Source organism: Eximiradius sp. (assembly GCA_937127445.1).
In the GTDB taxonomy this organism is placed as follows: domain Bacteria; phylum Bacteroidota; class Ignavibacteria; order Kapaibacteriales; family UBA2268; genus JAKIZO01.
In genome coordinates this window covers 85,546-102,011 of record CAKZLY010000030.1, presented here as the reverse complement: position 1 = coordinate 102,011, position 16,466 = coordinate 85,546, and the positions used below count along the sequence as shown (strand labels likewise).

Genomic DNA, 16,466 nt, shown 5'->3' with positions numbered 1-16,466 from the left:
AAAATATTATGCTATGAATAATTCAAATATCGAAATACCGAAACCAAAAAATCCTAATAATTTAGCAGACGTCTTCGTTGCTTTCGTCGAAATTGTTAATCTTTTGCGAAAACATTGTCCGTGGGACAGAGAGCAAACCAATGAATCGATTTCTCATTTGATTATTGAAGAAGCCTACGAGGCTCTCGATGCTGTCCAAAAGAAAAACGATGAAGAATTTTCCAAGGAACTCGGCGATCTGCTTCTTCATATTGTTATGCACGCAATTATGGCAGAAGAGCGTGGTGCATTCAATCTTGTCGATGTGATTAATCGAATTTCTGAAAAAATGGTACTTCGCCATCCTCACGTTTTTGGAAATGTTCAGGTGAATGGGGAAGAGGAAGTGCTTGAAAATTGGGAAAAAATAAAAAAAACAGAAGGCAGAAAAAATACGCTCGATGGTGTCCCGCTTTCGCTTCCTGCTCTGCTTCGTGCTGAACGCATTCAACAAAAAGCTTCACGTGTCGGGTTCGATTGGGATAATAAAAAAGACGTCTGGAAAAAAGTCGATGAAGAATTTGCTGAATTAAAACACGAACTTTCTGCTGGCAACCAAGAAAAAGCCACAGAAGAATTCGGCGACCTGCTTTTTGCTCTTGTCAATGCAGCCCGCTTCGAAAAAATTGTCCCCGAATCAGCTTTACAGCAAACTAATTCCAAATTTATTAACCGTTTTCGTTACGTTGAAGAACAAGCTCGATTGAATGGGAAAAAACTTGATGAAATGACTCTCGAAGAAATGGATGTTTTTTGGAACGAAGCGAAATCAAAAGGAATAAAATAAATATAACATTTTGCTTTTATTAGAAATAGAAATTATTTATTTTTAAATATTACTTTTTGTTAATTTAATCATTCAAACTCATGGCTAAAAAAATACGAATTCAAGATGTTATACAACCAGGTGATATATTAGCTCTTTTAATTATTATTTGTGGTATTCTCATTGCTATATTTCTCGAAGGGCTTGCTATTAAGCTCATTGGCATTAGCTCTGCCGTGCTCGGTGCTTTAGCATTGATTATTATGATTTCCCAGAGACTTTCCGAAATTGTCGAATCAAACAAATTCAATATTCCCGAAACTCAGAATATTAAAATGACCGTAATAAAAGATGCTTCCGCTAAACGCCAGACAATTGAGAACTTCAACCCCTCCATTGATATTGATAAAATTTCTACCGAACATACTATGGGTGCCGATGAAGGTTTCCGTATTGTCAGCAAAACTACTCGAAGCGCCTCAAAATCTGAAATTCCACAACAACCAAAAAATGAGTTTATTCCTAGTCCAAAAGATGAAGAAAATGTTGAAGTCTCCCAAATTGAGCAACCCGAACAACTCGAAGCAAAAGCCGAAAGTTTGAGTGATAAAATTGATGATAATGTCTCCCAAAACGAACCTGTAAAAGAGACCAAAGATATATCTATTACTTCCTCTGCTGCTGCCCCTCAAACTACTGAACCGGAAATTATTGTTCAGGATAAATCATCTGAATTTGTCGAAGAAGATGCCAATCTTCAATTAGAAGAAAACATCGTTGTTGAAGAGGTCCCGCAAGTTGAGCAATTTCATTCAGATGATACTGAAAGTAAAAAATCAATTAGTAACCAGGAAGCATCTCAGACAATTGAAAATATTGAAACACAAGAATTTGTTCAACTAGATGAAATAACCTTAACCCATAGAGAACGATCTGCAACTACTTCGGAAATTTCGGAACCAATTGTTTCACAACAAAATAAAGCCGTTGAAAATGAACCTGACCTCACCACCGAAAAAACAATTGCCGAAACCGCCGAAGAACAACCCAAAACAGACTTCAAGAAAAAACAAATCGAACTGCCTCAAAACTTGTTTGACGATGAACTCATTGAAATTGATGAACCAAGAAAAGAGTTTGATGCATTGCTTTCTCGGATTTTGTATGTAATTCCTCTTGTTATTAAATCCCGAACTACTGCTTTTACTTTTATTAATTTTGAAAAAAATCACCTTATTCTCGAATCTTATGTTACAAATGTTCCTTCAAAGATAATTGATGAAACTAAAATCCCGATGGGCAACGATATTATCAGTCAAATTGCATTCAATGCAAAACCCGAAATACTAACAGAAATCAACCCATCTGCTGAACTTGATCTGATACCTTACTACAGCGAACCCTCGGGCACTTCTTCATTTGTAGGTATTCCTGTTTTTTACGAAAATCAAGTGATTGGAATTCTAACTTGCGATACTAACGAAAATGATGCCTACGATGCTGCAACTATTACCTTTTTAGGCCAGTTCTCCAAGTTAATTAGCGGGTTAATCAAAAGTTACACAGAAAAATACGATCTAATTCGTTCAGATAAAACATTAAGAGCTGTTCAAAAATTTGCTGAAATTTCTTCAAAATCAGATGCAACCGAAGAAACAATTTCACGTGCCCTTTTCGAAGCAATATTAAGTTTGTACGAGAATTATACCTTTGGAATTTGTCTCTACGACGAAAAACGGGAAGGATATTATATTTATGATTATTTCACTAAATATGAATTTCCTATCAGTTTCAGAAATGAACCAGTCGACTTGTACAGAACTTTACTCGGTCAATCTATCTTAAAATATCAGACTTTTGTCGAAACACCTGTCCAAACAAAAATGTCCCGTGTATCAGTCAAAGAATATCCTTTTGAAAGTTCATTTTTTGTCTCTATTCCTATCAAGTCCGAATCCGGAGTATATGGAGCAATCTTTTTCGATGGTCCATTGAGCGAAATGGATAATTACGATATTGATTTATTAGAACTGCTCGCTCGCGAAGCCGCTCACTCGATTGATAGATTTAAACTAACTCAGCTTTTCCACACAAGTGCAATTATTGACCCACACACTGGGCTTATGAATAATTACGCATTCTTCCGTAGATTACAGGAAGAAGTTACTCGCGTTCGCGATTTCAAATCTACTGTTAGCTTTTGCTTGATAGCAATTGATAAATATGCTGCTTATAGTAATGAAGATGACAACGGTAAATTTGAGCAGATTTTTCATCATATTGTTTCAATCTTGAATAAATCAATACACGAATATGATGTAATTGGCAGGCTCGATACAAATATTATCGGTGCTATATTAATAGGACAAAGCGTCGATAAAGCAAAATTCTGGGCCGAAAATATCAGAAATAAGGCTGCCATCTCAGTGCTGGAAATTGATGGTCGTCGCTTCACAGTTACTTTAAGCATTGGTATTGCTCAAATTTCACCTGCGGACGATTTAGATTCTTTGCTCGACAATTGTAATCGAGTGCTTAATATTGCAGCAAGCAAAACCAACTGTGTGCAGGTTTATCATTAATATTAACAAAAAACTTGCAGATTTTTTTAAAAAATATTAATTTTGTAAATGAGTTGGGCTCTTAGCTCAGTTGGTCTAGAGCGCTTCCTTGACACGGAAGAGGTCGCTGGTTCGAATCCCGTAGAGCCCACTCTTTTTTTCCCCCGGTGTGTAGCGCAGTCCGGTAGCGCACTACGTTCGGGACGTAGGGGTCGCTGGTTCGAATCCAGTCACACCGACAGAAAAAAAGACCGAAGCAAATTTATATTCGGTCTTTTTTATAATGCTTTATCCTATTCCTTGGTTAATCTTACCAATTCCACCATTCAAGTTTCAACTCGGGAAAAATACTGTTACGCTTTTCTACTTCTTCAAGATAGTTCGTTTCTTCCGCCGATATTCCCCCATATTCCGAAGCACGTTCAAGAATATCACATAATCTATTGAAATCAGAATTATGGAAGAAAAATCGGCTTTCAGCATAATCCTTTGCAGATTTTGTGTAAATTAAAAATTGCCAATCAGACGAATGAAGCAACATTAATTCCCTCAATGCTTGAAGTGCAATTCGATTTTGTAACTGAGAATAGTTCGCAATTGGGTATTTATCAAAGATGTTTTTTAGCCGAAGTTCGTCGTCGTAAATATTCTGCCACGTCCATACATTTTCAGGATTGCTCCATACATCATGATTATTATTTACTCCCCACGAGCCTTCGGGCAAACCTATTACTTCTTTGGGCTGTATTTTGAACAACTGTTCGCTGGCTGTTGCAGGCTTCAGCCAGGGAGAATGATTTAGCCCACGTAAAACATAGCGAATAAATTCAGGTCCCTCGAACCACCAATGCCCAAAAAGTTCTGTATCAAATGGTACGCATAAAGTTCCAAATTTCCCTGTTTTATTGTAATAGTAATTTGTCGTATTTTCCATATTATGAATGAAATGATTTGCCTGCAAGTCAAGTTTTTTCCAAATCCAATCAGGATGATACTGAGCTTTGTATTGCATATCAGCTTTTACATCAGTAACTCGCCAGTAACGAAGCATCGAACCAAGATGGCGTTTGTGAAAATCAAGATAGTCGGGCTCTCCTGGGTACCCAACTTCACCACTCCAAACCTGCATTGCTATATCGCGATGACGAGAAAAGCAAACAGCAGTTCCATACTCAACTTTCTCGCTTGAGCTTACTTCATACAATCGTAGCGGAGATTTATCAAAATTCCACGGTTCGGGGATAAACGCAGGTGAATGTATAGGAACAAAATGTTCTGAATTTGCCTGGAATTTTCCAATTGGATATGAATTTTCGATCAATTTTTGATCCACAACAAAATATTTGATATTATGGCGGCTCAGAAATTGCTCTATACCAGGGCGTAGATGCGGATGATGAAATGGAGCTACTGGCACATATGATTTCCACTCATAAGATGGACGATAGGCGCATTCAGGAAGCCATATTCCTCTTGGTTCACGCCCAAAATGTTTTTTGTAGTTGTTGACTGCTGCCTCGATTTGTAAATTTATACTTCGGTCGAATCCAAGCAAAGGCAAATATCCGTGCGTGGCACCACAAGTCATTATCTCAATTGCACCTTCGTCTTGCAGTTTTTTCAATGCCCCAATTACGGACCCATTATATTTGTTCTTATAATCATCAAGCCGTGCTTCATACCATTGAACCCACCAGTTTGCAAGGTAAATACTGTGAGCATCCCAACCCCACTTCTTAAAATCTTCGGCGTCTTTGTGAGCAGCTTTTATCTTTTCAAGACAGTAGTCCTCAAAAATTTTCTCAAAATTGGGATGCTCTAACTGCTCGCACAAAACAGGGGATATATCAATTGTTACTTTTGGATAAATATTTTCGTTTAATAAATCATTAAATACATTCAATAATGGTATATAGCATTCTGCTACTGCTTCGGTAAGCCAATCCACTCCGTGAGGCCAGTTCCCGTGATGCAACACCCACGGCAAATGTGTATGTAGTATAAGTACAAAATTACCTGATTGCATAGTTAACCTTTTAGCTTTTGAAGTATCTGTCCTTCAAATTATCACTTTATTTCCATTTTTCAAAATATTATATGTTTAGTGTTGTATAATAGATGAAATGTTTTTAATTGTTTATTTAAAATTAATCACACTATAAATATTTCTTAATCGTAGTTTAATTTACTTCCCTTATTAACTATTATTTACTTTTTCTTGGTGCATTATGAATGGTGAAAAAATTACTGTTGAAAACGGGAAATTAAACGTTCCTGATTATCCTATCATTCCATTTATCGAAGGCGATGGTACGGGCAGAGACATTTGGCGTGCCTCTCAAAGAGTGTTCGATGCTGCAGTAGAAAAAGCATATTCAGGCAAGCGAAAAATCGTTTGGCGTGAAGTCTATGCTGGTGAAAAAGCTTTCAACATCACTGGCGAATGGCTTCCGCAGGAAACTCTTGATGTGATTAAAGAACATATTATTGCAATCAAAGGTCCTCTTACTACTCCTGTTGGTGGTGGTATTCGTTCGCTGAATGTTGCTTTGCGTCAATTATTGGATTTATACGTCTGCCTGAGACCTGTTCGATGGTTCGAAGGTGTTCCTTCGCCTGTGAAAAATCCTCATCTTTGTGATATGGTTATATTCCGTGAAAATTCCGAAGACATTTATGCTGGTATTGAATGGCTTGCCGGCACAGACGAAGTTAAAAAGGCTATAAAATTCCTTCAAGAAGAAATGGGAGTCCGTAAAATTCGCTTTCCTGAAACTTCATCCATTGGCATTAAACCAATCTCAATTGAAGGCACTAAAAGGCTTGTTCGTGCGGCTATCGAATACGCACTGAAAAATAATCGTCCATCGGTTACTCTTGTTCATAAAGGTAATATTATGAAATTCACCGAAGGTATGTTTAAAGAATGGGGCTACGACGTTGCCGAACAAGAATTCGGCTCAAAAGTATTCACCTGGCGACAATATGATAATATCAAAGCCGAAAAAGGTGCTGAAGAAGCCGATAGAATTCAATCTGAAGAACTATCCAAAGGCAAACTTTTGGTAAAAGATTTTATTGCCGATGCTTTTCTGCAGCAAATTCTAACTCGTCCCGCTGAATATTCTGTGATAGCGACTATGAATCTAAATGGCGATTATATTTCCGATGCTCTTGCTGCTATCGTTGGGGGAATTGGCATTGCTCCTGGTGCTAATATTAATTATGAAACTGGTCACGCTGTATTTGAAGCTACTCACGGTACTGCTCCTCGATACGCCGACCAAGACAAAGTCAATCCCGGTTCCGTTATACTATCAGGTGTTATGATGTTCGAACATCTTGGTTGGGACGAAGCTGCAACACTTATTGTCAAAGGAATTGAGCGAACTATTGCTCAAAAACGCGTTACTTATGATTTCCACAGGTTAATGGAAGGCGCCACTCTTCTTAAATGCTCAGAATTCGGTTCGGCTATTATAGAAAATATGTGAACTCTTAATTAAAATATTTTTTCTAAAATAGTTGTTAACATCTTGATTAGTAAATAAAAAAAAAAGAGGTTACCTATGATAACCTCTTTTTTTACTAAAAGACTTGTTCGCCTATTTTTCTTTTCGCTTTCCGAATAAAAATAGCAATTTCTTGAGTACTACCATGCATACCCAAGATTTACACCTAATCCAAGAGGATCGTATCCTAAATAATCAATATCGCTAACAATAAATCCAAGACGAACTATTGGCTCTACGAAAAATTGGTTGCCTAATGGAAATTTATATGCTACTTCACCACCTACTACAACCATAGAGCCCCCATAATCTAAGTTCAATGGATTTGGACCGGTGTAATCCCAGAAGCTAATTCGAGCCATTGGTCCAACTGAAAGACCTGAAATAGGCGTTCTATCGTCTTGAATAACGCCACTTAAATACCATCTGTATGAAACACCAATACCATAAGCGCTCCAATAATCGCTGTAATTATAATATGAACCAAATACTGTAAATGAATTGTTTGACGATAGCTTTTGTTCATACGTAACATTGAACACCTTGCTTACAAGCAAGTCAATCGGATCAGCAGATATTGCTTTTTCGTACTGTGCGAAAATCGAAGATACCGAAAATACAACAAATAGTAAAGAAAGGATAACTTTTTTCATAGAAACTCCATAAAAAATTGTTTTAACTAAATTAAGCAAATAATTTTAAAAAAAACAACTTTATTTAATTTATTGCACCCTTAAACAAGGACAAATATCCTGTTGCAATTCTTTAGAAATTTCAAATTCAGCAAGTGGCTTGAACTCAATTATCCGCTTTTTGATTTGCTCATATCCTCTCGAAGCTCCATCGGTATTGCGTACCCAATAATTTAATGCCTTCTCGTCTGAATATCCGCAAAATTGCTTTAATATTACTGCTGCAACATAGCCCGACTGATGCCACCCATTCCAGCAGTGAAAATATATAGGTCCCTTGCGCTTTCGAATAATTACTTCATATACCATTTCAATAATTCGATTGATTTCTTGTGCATTATTCCCGCTAATCTGTAAATATTCTAATTTATTATTTCCAACAATCATTTCTCTGGGGGCTGATAAATAATTCTTTGAATAAAGATATACAACATCAGTAAATCCTTCCTTGCATAGATTTTCCAATCCATCGCTTAGCAATGGATTTTGATTTTCTCTTTTGTTTAATTTATGATAGAAATTATTTGCTCCTCCACGGTAGGCTATTCCATATAAGATTGTCCTCATATTTCTTGTCCCATAGAGACTATCAAAGCCGTTCCCGTAGTTGTCTGTAATTTTATCTTCTACACATTCAACTTTATAACGATTTTGATAATATTGAATTTGTTCTTTTAAAGTTGGAAATTCGGTATCGCTTTTTGAATAGGCTGAAAACGGAATTAATAAGCATAGTATTATTTTAATGATAATTTTCATAGATAATAATTTCTATATTTGTAACTAATTTATGATATTAATTGTCTCATTTATAATGACATAAATTACTAATTTTTTGTTAATTTTGTAAACTAATTATGGTATTAATTATTCATAATATAGAGTGGTCCAAAATGAAAAATTCAATTTCAAAACTCGTCTTTATTTCAGCGCTTTTTGTTCTTTTAGCGCCATACATTTCCTCTGCCCAAATCTACAATAGCTTATACGAAAATCCCACTAAGCAAGAGAATTTTTATAAAATTCAGAGTGCTAAAAACAACTTCTACAATAATATGCCCGAGGACCAACGCAAAGGATGGAAACAATTCAAACGCTGGGAGAATTTTTGGGCTCCTCGTGTTTACCCAACAGGTGAATTTCCCCAGGCAATTGAACTTTTCAAAGAATGGCAACGTTATCAAGAAGGTTTCAAGAAACTTAATTCCACCCAAAGCCGCACCTGGCAGCTTATCGGTCCAGTTACCCGTCCTGGTAGCTTGAATTCCAGCGTTAGAGACCAAGGTTTGGGAAGAGTTAACGTTGTGAGATTCCATTCTTCTCGCCCAAACGATATTTGGGCAGGTTCTGCAACTGGTGGAGTTTGGCGCTCAACCGATAAAGGCAAGACTTGGTTTAATTACCCAAAAACCGAGGTGATGTCTTTGGGTGTTTCTGACATCCAAATTGCTCGCAGTAATCCGAACGTCATCTATGTTGCTACCGGTGATATGGATGGTTCCTCTGCTGCTCAAAACTATTATGGTGTCGGTATTATTAAATCTACTAATGATGGACAGACCTGGGAATTTACCAATGCCGCTTACGCACTCGAAGAACGCAAACTTTTTGGCAAGATGTTCGTTTCTCCAACTAATGAAAATGTAGTTATTGCAACAAGTAATTCCGGAATCTTAAAAACTACCGATGGTGGCAGAACCTGGTTCAACAAGCAAAGTGGATTTTTCATTGATTTAGAGCAAAAACCCGACAATCCTAACGTACTTTATGCTTCTACTTTTACTTATTCATCTTTGGGAACTGATATTTATAAATCCACCGATATGGGCGAAACCTGGCGCAAAGTCTGGAATATCCCAAATGCTATTCGCACTGCTATTGAAGTTACTCCTGCCGACCCGAATATGGTTTATGCTCTGAGTGCCGAAAGAAATACAATGCAATTCCTCTCACTTATTGCATCCGAAGATACCGGCGAAAATTGGACGACCCTCTATCAAAAAGGCGATGGATTAAATCTTCTTGGCTGGAATAGCAATGGGAAAGATATGAATAAAGGACAAGGACAATACGATTTAGCTCTTGCTATTTCTCCGACAAATCCAAGTATAATCTATGTCGGTGGCGTTAATATCTGGAAATCTCAAAGTATGGGGGCAACCTGGCAAATTGTTGCTCATTGGTATGGAGATGGTGCCCCGCAAGTTCACGCTGATATTCATGATCTTATTTTTGCTCCTGATGGTAGGTTATACGCTGGACACGATGGTGGAATCGATTATACTACCAATGGTGGTAATTCATGGAATTTCATTAGCGACGGTATGTCCATTACCCAATTCTACCGTATTGGTATTTGTGAAGCCGACCCCAGTTTATTTATTGGTGGTTCTCAAGATAATGGTTCAAGCCTTTTCAAAGAAAATAATTGGATACACGTACTCGCTGGTGATGGAATGGATTGTGCCATCGATCCAACTGATCCACGTCGTATTTATGGTTCTCTTTATAATGGTGATTTTCGCCGTTCCACTGATGGTGGTGCATCATTTACTAATATGATAAATCAATATCAAACTAATGGTGAATCTGGAGCTTGGACTGCTCCACTGGCTCTCGACCCACAGAAGCCTAATGTAGTCTACGTTGGTTATTACAATGTTTGGCGTTCCCTTGCTTATGGTTCTGCTGGTTCATTTGTCAAAATTTCTAATTTTGGAACAAATACGACTTTGCAAACTATTGCAGTAGCCCCGACTAATTCAAATTATGTTTATGCTGCTACTTATACTACTGTCTGGCGAACAACTGATAATGGTATTTCCTGGTCTCAATACTTTACTTCCGATTTAGCAATCTCCGATATGGAAGTTAGCCCTCTCAACCCAAATGTAGTTTATTATACTAAATCCGGCTTCCAACGCGGTAATAAAGTTTGGGTTTTTGATGGTAACAAGCATACTAATTTATCGGGTAATTTGCCAAATGTTCCTGCAAATTGCATCGCTTATCAACCAAATTCACCCGACCGAATTTACGTTGGCACTGATGTAGGTGTTTTCTATTCTGATTATGGCTCAAATGTTTGGGAACTCTTCGGTGCCAATCTTCCAAACGTTATTATTAATGATTTGAAAATTAATAATTCTACTAAAGAAATTTATGCAGGCACCTGGGGACGTGGTCTCTGGAAAACTCAGCTTTTGGATTGCAACTTACCGAAGCCAAATATCACTGTTCTTGGCAATACTTCATTTTGTCAGGGTGACAGCGTAATTCTGGTTGCAGATGTGCAGGATGGTTTCGTTGTTTGGAATACTGGCGAAACTACTAAATCAATCGTTGTAAAAACTGATGGGAACTACTCATTCGTCCATTCTTATGGTGGTGAATGTAATGCTAAATCAGATATTATTTCAGTGACAGTTTTCCCAACTCCTGAACTGACTATAAATAAATCGAAATCACCTGCTTTGTGTATTGGTGATAGTGTTACATTTACAGCTCGTATTGGATTTAGTAATTATAGATGGAATAATGGTGTTGAAGGACGAAAAATTACGGTAAGCGAAGCTGGTACTTATTATTGCACTGCTGAAACTGGTGATGGTTGCAAAGTTGTATCCGAATTTATCGAAGTCTCTTTCCATCCAATTCCACCTAAACCTACCATTACTGAGGAATACGAATTTTTAGTTGCTTCGCCTGCTAATAAATATCGCTGGTATCTAAACGGTAAACTCATTGAAGGTGCAACCGAACGTAAATACCGTCCTTTAGTTCCTGGTAAATATGCTGTTGAAGTTGCTGAAAGCGGCGATTGCTACACAATGAGCGACGAATATAACCTGATTACAAGTGTCGAAAACGAATGGGCATCTGAACCTCAAATTATTCTGTCTCCTAATCCTTCTCGGGGTATTTTTACTCTCAAAGCAAATTTGAATAATGATGTTTCTGCGATAATTACTATTTCAAATCTTGCTGGTCAAGAAATTATGAGAATTAACTCCAATTCATCTAACAATGGTATCCTGCAAACAATTGATATAAGCTCTCAACCTGCTGGCACTTATTTTATTAAAATTACTACTCCTAAATCAACTGTTATGGAAAGAATTATCAAGCAATAAAATTGATTTCTGATATAATACCTACGGGGCAGCCAATTATTGGCTGCTCTTTTTCTATTAACTTTATTCTTTTTTATTTCTTCAATTCTAACTATTTTAATATTATATAAATCCTTTTTTGCGAGGTCCCTATGAAAAACGTTTTGGACGAAATTCATTCATTTTTAAATCAATTTGAGCAAAATATCATTAAGCTGAATTCAGAAAATGCTGTAAAATTGCTTGAATTAAGCGAACTATTAGTCAAAAGTAATGAAATCTCCTTCGCCGATAAGCAATTCCTTCATAAGTGGCTACTATTTACTGGAAAACATAATTATATATCTCTTCTCGAAAACGAAGAACAACGATATAACTGGGCTGAATGCGCTTGTAAAATTATCCAAGCAAGTGATTTCTCTTTCAATGACCTATTGCATTATCGAGCAGAAGAACTTTCTCAAAAAGCTCTTTTTATCGATATGGGGAAATTTACCCCAAAACGTTTTAGCTACGAACAAGTCTGGCAACAATCAAAAGAAATTGCCACTGCTATTTTCAAAAGTGTTCAGGGCTCACCTCGATTAGCCATTTTCTGCGAAAATTCCCCCGAAAGTGCTATGGTCGATATTGCGGCTCTCGCTTGGGACATTCCTGTCTCTCCTCTGAACGTCCATTTTACAAACGACGAACTAACCTCTATTTCCAAAATGATGAATTTCAATGTTGTTGTTACCGATACTCTCGATAGAATTCGCCAAATTGAAGAAATTTCTAAAAATTTATTGATAAAACCGATTGTTTTGCATATAAATGAAAGTATTAAAGAACTTACTAACCATATCTACCTCCCTCGTTATATCAAAACTATTAGCAATAAAGAAATTGATCTCATTCTCAATAAACGAAAGCGCTACTCTATCGATCAAGTTATTACTGTAATGTTTACTTCTGGCAGTACAGGACGCCCCAAAGGAGTTTCATTTTCTAATTATAACATTGTCAGTAAAAGATTCTGTCGTGCTGCAGCATTGCCCGCAGTTGGGCACAACGAAGTTTTACTGTGCTATTTGCCTCTATTTCATACCTTCGGTAGATACTTAGAAATGACTGGTATGATTTATTGGGGCGGCACTTACGTCTTTGTCGGTAATACTTCGGCAGATAATTTGCTTTCTTTGTTTTCCAAAGTGAACCCTACTGGATTTATTAGTGTCCCAATCCGCTGGATGCAAATCTACGATAAAATTACGGAAGAAACCGAAAATTTAACTTCCAGAAAAGAAATTAGAGAAAAAATCATTTCAATTGTGGGAAAAAATCTTCATTGGGGACTTTCCGCTGCAGGATATTTAGACCCCAAAATATTTACTTTCTTTCAAAAACACGATATCGAGTTATGTAGTGGATTTGGGATGACTGAAGCAACTGGCGGTATTACTATGACACCACCCGGACGATATGTAAAAGGTACAGTTGGAAAGCCACTCCCAGGCATTTATACTAAATTCGCTGAAAATAATGAAATGCTTATTAGCGGGCATTATGTTGCTCGCTATCTCGATACTCACCCAATTGGTTCAGTTATCCCATTTCCAACCAATTTGGACGACGACTATTGGTTGCCAACAGGAGATGTTTTTTCAGTTGATAGCAATGGCTATTATTCAATTGTCGATAGAGTGAAGGACATTTACAAAAACAATAAAGGGCAAACTATTTCTCCCAAAAACGTTGAAAACAAGTTCGATGGTGTCCCCGGTATCAAACGCACTTTTCTTGTTGGTGATGGCAAAGCATATAATACTCTTCTTATTGTTCCAGACTATGGTGATGCTTTATTTAAAGATGAGAACATTAAGAATGACTCACGTAATTATTTCCAAAAAATTATCTCCGAAGCTAACCGTAATTTAGCTACTTACGAAAGAGTTGTCAATTTTGAAATTTTGCAAAGAGATTTTTCAATTGATTTTGGTGAACTTACACCAAAAGGCTCTTTCAATAGAAAATCTATTGAGAAAAACTTTTCTGACATAATTGAGAAACTTTATTCAAAAGACGTAAATGAATTGCATTTCGATAATCTAAAAATCATTATCCCAAAATGGTTCTACCGCGACCTTTCTATTTTAGAGGAAGATATTGTCGTTTATAACAACGGATTAATCAACAAGGAAACTTCTCTTTATCTATTTATTGAGCCTATTTCCGACAATAAAATTCAAATTGGCGACTTAATCTATGAAATCGAAGGCAATACTATTGACTTGGGTTCTCTTGCTCTTCAACCGAAATACTGGGTCGGCAATCCTAATTTGTTTGTCTTTGCTCCTGTTAAAGCAAATTTTGACCACCGTAATAAATCAATCAGCACAAAAATTTTATGCGATTTCAATAATCGGAATGCATACTCCGAAGACCTTTTTGCAAATATTCGGGGGATAAGAAATAATCAACTTATTGAAATGAATAGGTTGATTTGCACAATTTTCTATTCCGAAGATGTAAAAGCTTTAGAAGAACTAACAAAATTATCTAAATTATTTAATAGCTTCGACGAATTGTCATTAGAGATTGTTCGTTTTCGTATTCAGGCTCTTGCTTATCATCCGAACGAAGAAATACGCTGTCTGGCCTATCGAACAATACTGCAGAACGACGAAATTGCCGAAACAGAAAAAATATTTCCTGCTTTCCTCGAATCTGGTCTTACTTTTCTCAACAACAAATCTATTGAAATTATTGCTTCAAGCAAGTTTGAACGCCGACGGCTAAATGCACTTCGAAAAAGATTGCTTTTCTATCGCGAAAATCTTTCCTGGCCACAATCTGAAACACTTCATAAGCAATTCGAAAGTATCTTTAAATTATTAGTTGACTTTGTCAAATACAACCCTGAATATTACGCAACTGTTCGCTTTGAATTAGCCAACTGGGTTCTTCACAAAGTCGACCCACAACTGTCTTCCATTGCAGCAAAATATTTCTGGATATTATCCTGCGAATACGAAAATAGTCTGGAAGAACAAAAATTCTCTAAATTCCCAATTGATTGGGAAAATAAGATTATTTTCGAAGATAGCCTTTCCGAACAAGAAGTAGAGAATATTAAACATGTTCTTTTGGATACCACATTTTTGAAACAATCAATTACTCTTGCATTTGAAGAAAACGATTTTGATATTTCAGAAATTAGCGATGACGGTATCTGGGTCTCGAAAATCAGCAGTATCACTCAAAATCAGATTTATCGAGTAAGCGTAAATACAAAACAAGGTAAGCATTACGATATTCAGACTATCATTAACGACAATATCTCCGACGAACGAAATCTCGAAACAATACTCTGGCTTGTTGCAGTTTCGGGCTATCCTGATGGTCCAAGCGTCCTGCCGTCGCTTGGTTGTGCTCGCCCCGAACTTCAAGCTCGCAGTATGGAATTTTTAGGGGATTTAACTGTCTGGGAAAAATTGCGTCAGATTTCTACCCTTAAAACGTACGGTCAGCCCTTCCCTAAACTTAATATTCTCAAACGTCTATATACAGAAGGGCTTTCTGCATTTGTTCGTGCCTGGCGATATAGCGGACAAAAAATTATTCCTGGAAATGTCAATCCATCTAATGTTGTTGTCCCCGAAATTGATTTTCGCGATGGTGCTACTATCCTTTCTCTTGCGGGTTGGAAGTATTTCGATAACTATATCTCTTTAGTCAAACCTATGCTTGATAATTTCTATTTTAAAGCAATTCATCATTATTCTTGGATTAGAGAATTTTTAGATATTAACTGGATTTTCAATGCAATTATGGAAGCTCTGGGCGAAGATGAAGCCGTAACTGTTCTTAATAATCTATATGATGAACTTTGTCAAAACGATATTTTCTTCCTTGGTAAATCTTTAAGGCAAGAGATTAATAAATATATTGCTTTCATAAAAGACAATTATTATATGCCGCTACCGCTTATCTACGCTATCGATAAATATTACGAATGGCAAAATTCCAATCCTAATGCTATTCCCGAAGCAAAAGAACAATCTATTATTGAACTCTACCACTTATACCGTCTCGATAGATACCCCGAAATTGCTCGCTATCAACTTTATCGGCATACTTATTTCGCCTACAAAGGCTTTTACGTTCGTAATGCTTTCGACAAACTCCTTGCTCAAATGAACAAAGAGAAAAATGTACCCGCTACTCAACTTATCGAATTGTCCGAATTACAAAGCACTCTCGAAGACCCTATTGATAGAGAGATTTTCTCAAAAATGGTATTCCCGGGCTACACTAAATCCTTACAATACGACATTGCAAAATTTGAAGAAAAGAGGGATTTATCACTAATTGTTAAAACTTCCTTCAAGGATAATTATGGTGATGTCTATATCTTTCGTCAGCCTATCGAGCCTGCTGAAATTGGTATTCTATACCGTTTGTTCTATAAGGAAAAATTGACTAAAGTTATTTCTGAGCAAGACCAATTCCTTGTGCTTTTCGATAGCAACGATAGAATTATCGGCGGTATTATCTATCAAATTAAAGAAGATAATTCTTGCACACTCGATGGCATAGTGCTGGCTACGCAATATCGCGGGCGTGGGCTTGGTCGAGCTATGATGGAAGATTTTATCAATCGAATGTATAGTCAAGGAATTGATATTATTAAAACTACTTTCTATGTCGAAGCTTTCTTCTCAAAATATGGATTTAAAGTAGATAAACGTTGGGGACTTCTTGTTAGAATATTAAACAAAGACAAATATATGAGATAAACTTTT

The 16,466-nt window shown here is 36.7% G+C and carries 8 protein-coding genes and 2 tRNA genes; 7 read left to right on the top strand and 3 right to left on the bottom strand.

The features are described from left to right. The first annotated feature begins 13 nt into the window (after positions 1 to 13). The 4 genes from mazG (at position 14) to AC6QZF_RS09495 (ending at position 3,605) form a co-directional block, all read left to right on the top strand. On the top strand, positions 14 to 826 hold the full coding sequence (mazG, locus tag AC6QZF_RS09510; protein ID WP_499799648.1) for a nucleoside triphosphate pyrophosphohydrolase: 813 nt from the start codon (positions 14 to 16) through the stop codon (positions 824 to 826). 80 nt (positions 827 to 906) lie between these two features. Next, positions 907 to 3,387, top strand: a complete 2,481-nt coding sequence (locus tag AC6QZF_RS09505; RefSeq protein ID WP_499799647.1) for a sensor domain-containing diguanylate cyclase — start codon at positions 907 to 909, stop codon at positions 3,385 to 3,387. A 55-nt stretch (positions 3,388 to 3,442) separates the two neighbouring features. Beyond that, a tRNA-Val gene (locus AC6QZF_RS09500) sits at positions 3,443 to 3,517 on the top strand. 14 nt (positions 3,518 to 3,531) lie between these two features. Further along, positions 3,532 to 3,605: transfer RNA gene (locus AC6QZF_RS09495), tRNA-Pro, on the top strand. Positions 3,606 to 3,676: 71 nt separating this feature from the next. On the opposite strand, the gene AC6QZF_RS09490 is transcribed toward AC6QZF_RS09495, so the two are convergent. After that, positions 3,677 to 5,392 carry a 1,4-alpha-glucan branching protein domain-containing protein gene (locus AC6QZF_RS09490; protein ID WP_499799646.1) on the bottom strand — a complete coding sequence of 572 codons (1,716 nt, stop codon included), beginning with the start codon at positions 5,390 to 5,392 and terminating at the stop codon, positions 3,677 to 3,679. A gap of 199 nt (positions 5,393 to 5,591) precedes the next feature. Between AC6QZF_RS09490 and icd the strand changes: the two genes are divergently transcribed. Continuing rightward, the gene (icd, locus tag AC6QZF_RS09485) at positions 5,592 to 6,860 is read left to right on the top strand and encodes an NADP-dependent isocitrate dehydrogenase (RefSeq protein WP_499799686.1); all 1,269 of its coding nucleotides are present in this window, start codon (positions 5,592 to 5,594) and stop codon (positions 6,858 to 6,860) included. 158 nt (positions 6,861 to 7,018) lie between these two features. Here the strand turns inward: icd and AC6QZF_RS09480 are convergent, their stop codons facing one another. After that, positions 7,019 to 7,531 (bottom strand): DUF3575 domain-containing protein, encoded by a 513-nt coding sequence (locus tag AC6QZF_RS09480; RefSeq protein ID WP_499799645.1) that lies wholly within the window; start codon positions 7,529 to 7,531, stop codon positions 7,019 to 7,021. A gap of 69 nt (positions 7,532 to 7,600) precedes the next feature. Next, a complete protein-coding gene (locus tag AC6QZF_RS09475; RefSeq protein ID WP_499799644.1) occupies positions 7,601 to 8,329 on the bottom strand; it encodes a hypothetical protein in 729 nt (242 codons plus the stop codon). Between the two features lie 134 nt (positions 8,330 to 8,463). Here AC6QZF_RS09475 and AC6QZF_RS09470 point away from each other — a divergent pair, with 134 nt between their 5' ends. Further along, positions 8,464 to 11,703, top strand: coding sequence for a T9SS type A sorting domain-containing protein (locus tag AC6QZF_RS09470; protein ID WP_499799643.1), 3,240 nt, complete (start codon positions 8,464 to 8,466; stop codon positions 11,701 to 11,703). Positions 11,704 to 11,834: 131 nt separating this feature from the next. After that, positions 11,835 to 16,460, top strand: a complete 4,626-nt coding sequence (locus tag AC6QZF_RS09465) for a GNAT family N-acetyltransferase (RefSeq protein WP_499799642.1) — start codon at positions 11,835 to 11,837, stop codon at positions 16,458 to 16,460. Positions 16,461 to 16,466: the final 6 nt, after the last annotated feature.

What these genes read in the sequence shown, in the direction of transcription:
- mazG (WP_499799648.1), top strand. Translation starts at nt 14, where the DNA reads ATGAATAATTCAAATATCGAAATACCGAAACCAAAAAATCCTAATAAT.
- AC6QZF_RS09505 (WP_499799647.1), top strand. Translation starts at nt 907, where the DNA reads ATGGCTAAAAAAATACGAATTCAAGATGTTATACAACCAGGTGATATA.
- AC6QZF_RS09490 (WP_499799646.1), bottom strand. Translation starts at nt 5,392, where the DNA reads ATGCAATCAGGTAATTTTGTACTTATACTACATACACATTTGCCGTGG.
- AC6QZF_RS09480 (WP_499799645.1), bottom strand. Translation starts at nt 7,531, where the DNA reads ATGAAAAAAGTTATCCTTTCTTTACTATTTGTTGTATTTTCGGTATCT.
- AC6QZF_RS09475 (WP_499799644.1), bottom strand. Translation starts at nt 8,329, where the DNA reads ATGAAAATTATCATTAAAATAATACTATGCTTATTAATTCCGTTTTCA.
- AC6QZF_RS09470 (WP_499799643.1), top strand. Translation starts at nt 8,464, where the DNA reads ATGAAAAATTCAATTTCAAAACTCGTCTTTATTTCAGCGCTTTTTGTT.
- AC6QZF_RS09465 (WP_499799642.1), top strand. Translation starts at nt 11,835, where the DNA reads ATGAAAAACGTTTTGGACGAAATTCATTCATTTTTAAATCAATTTGAG.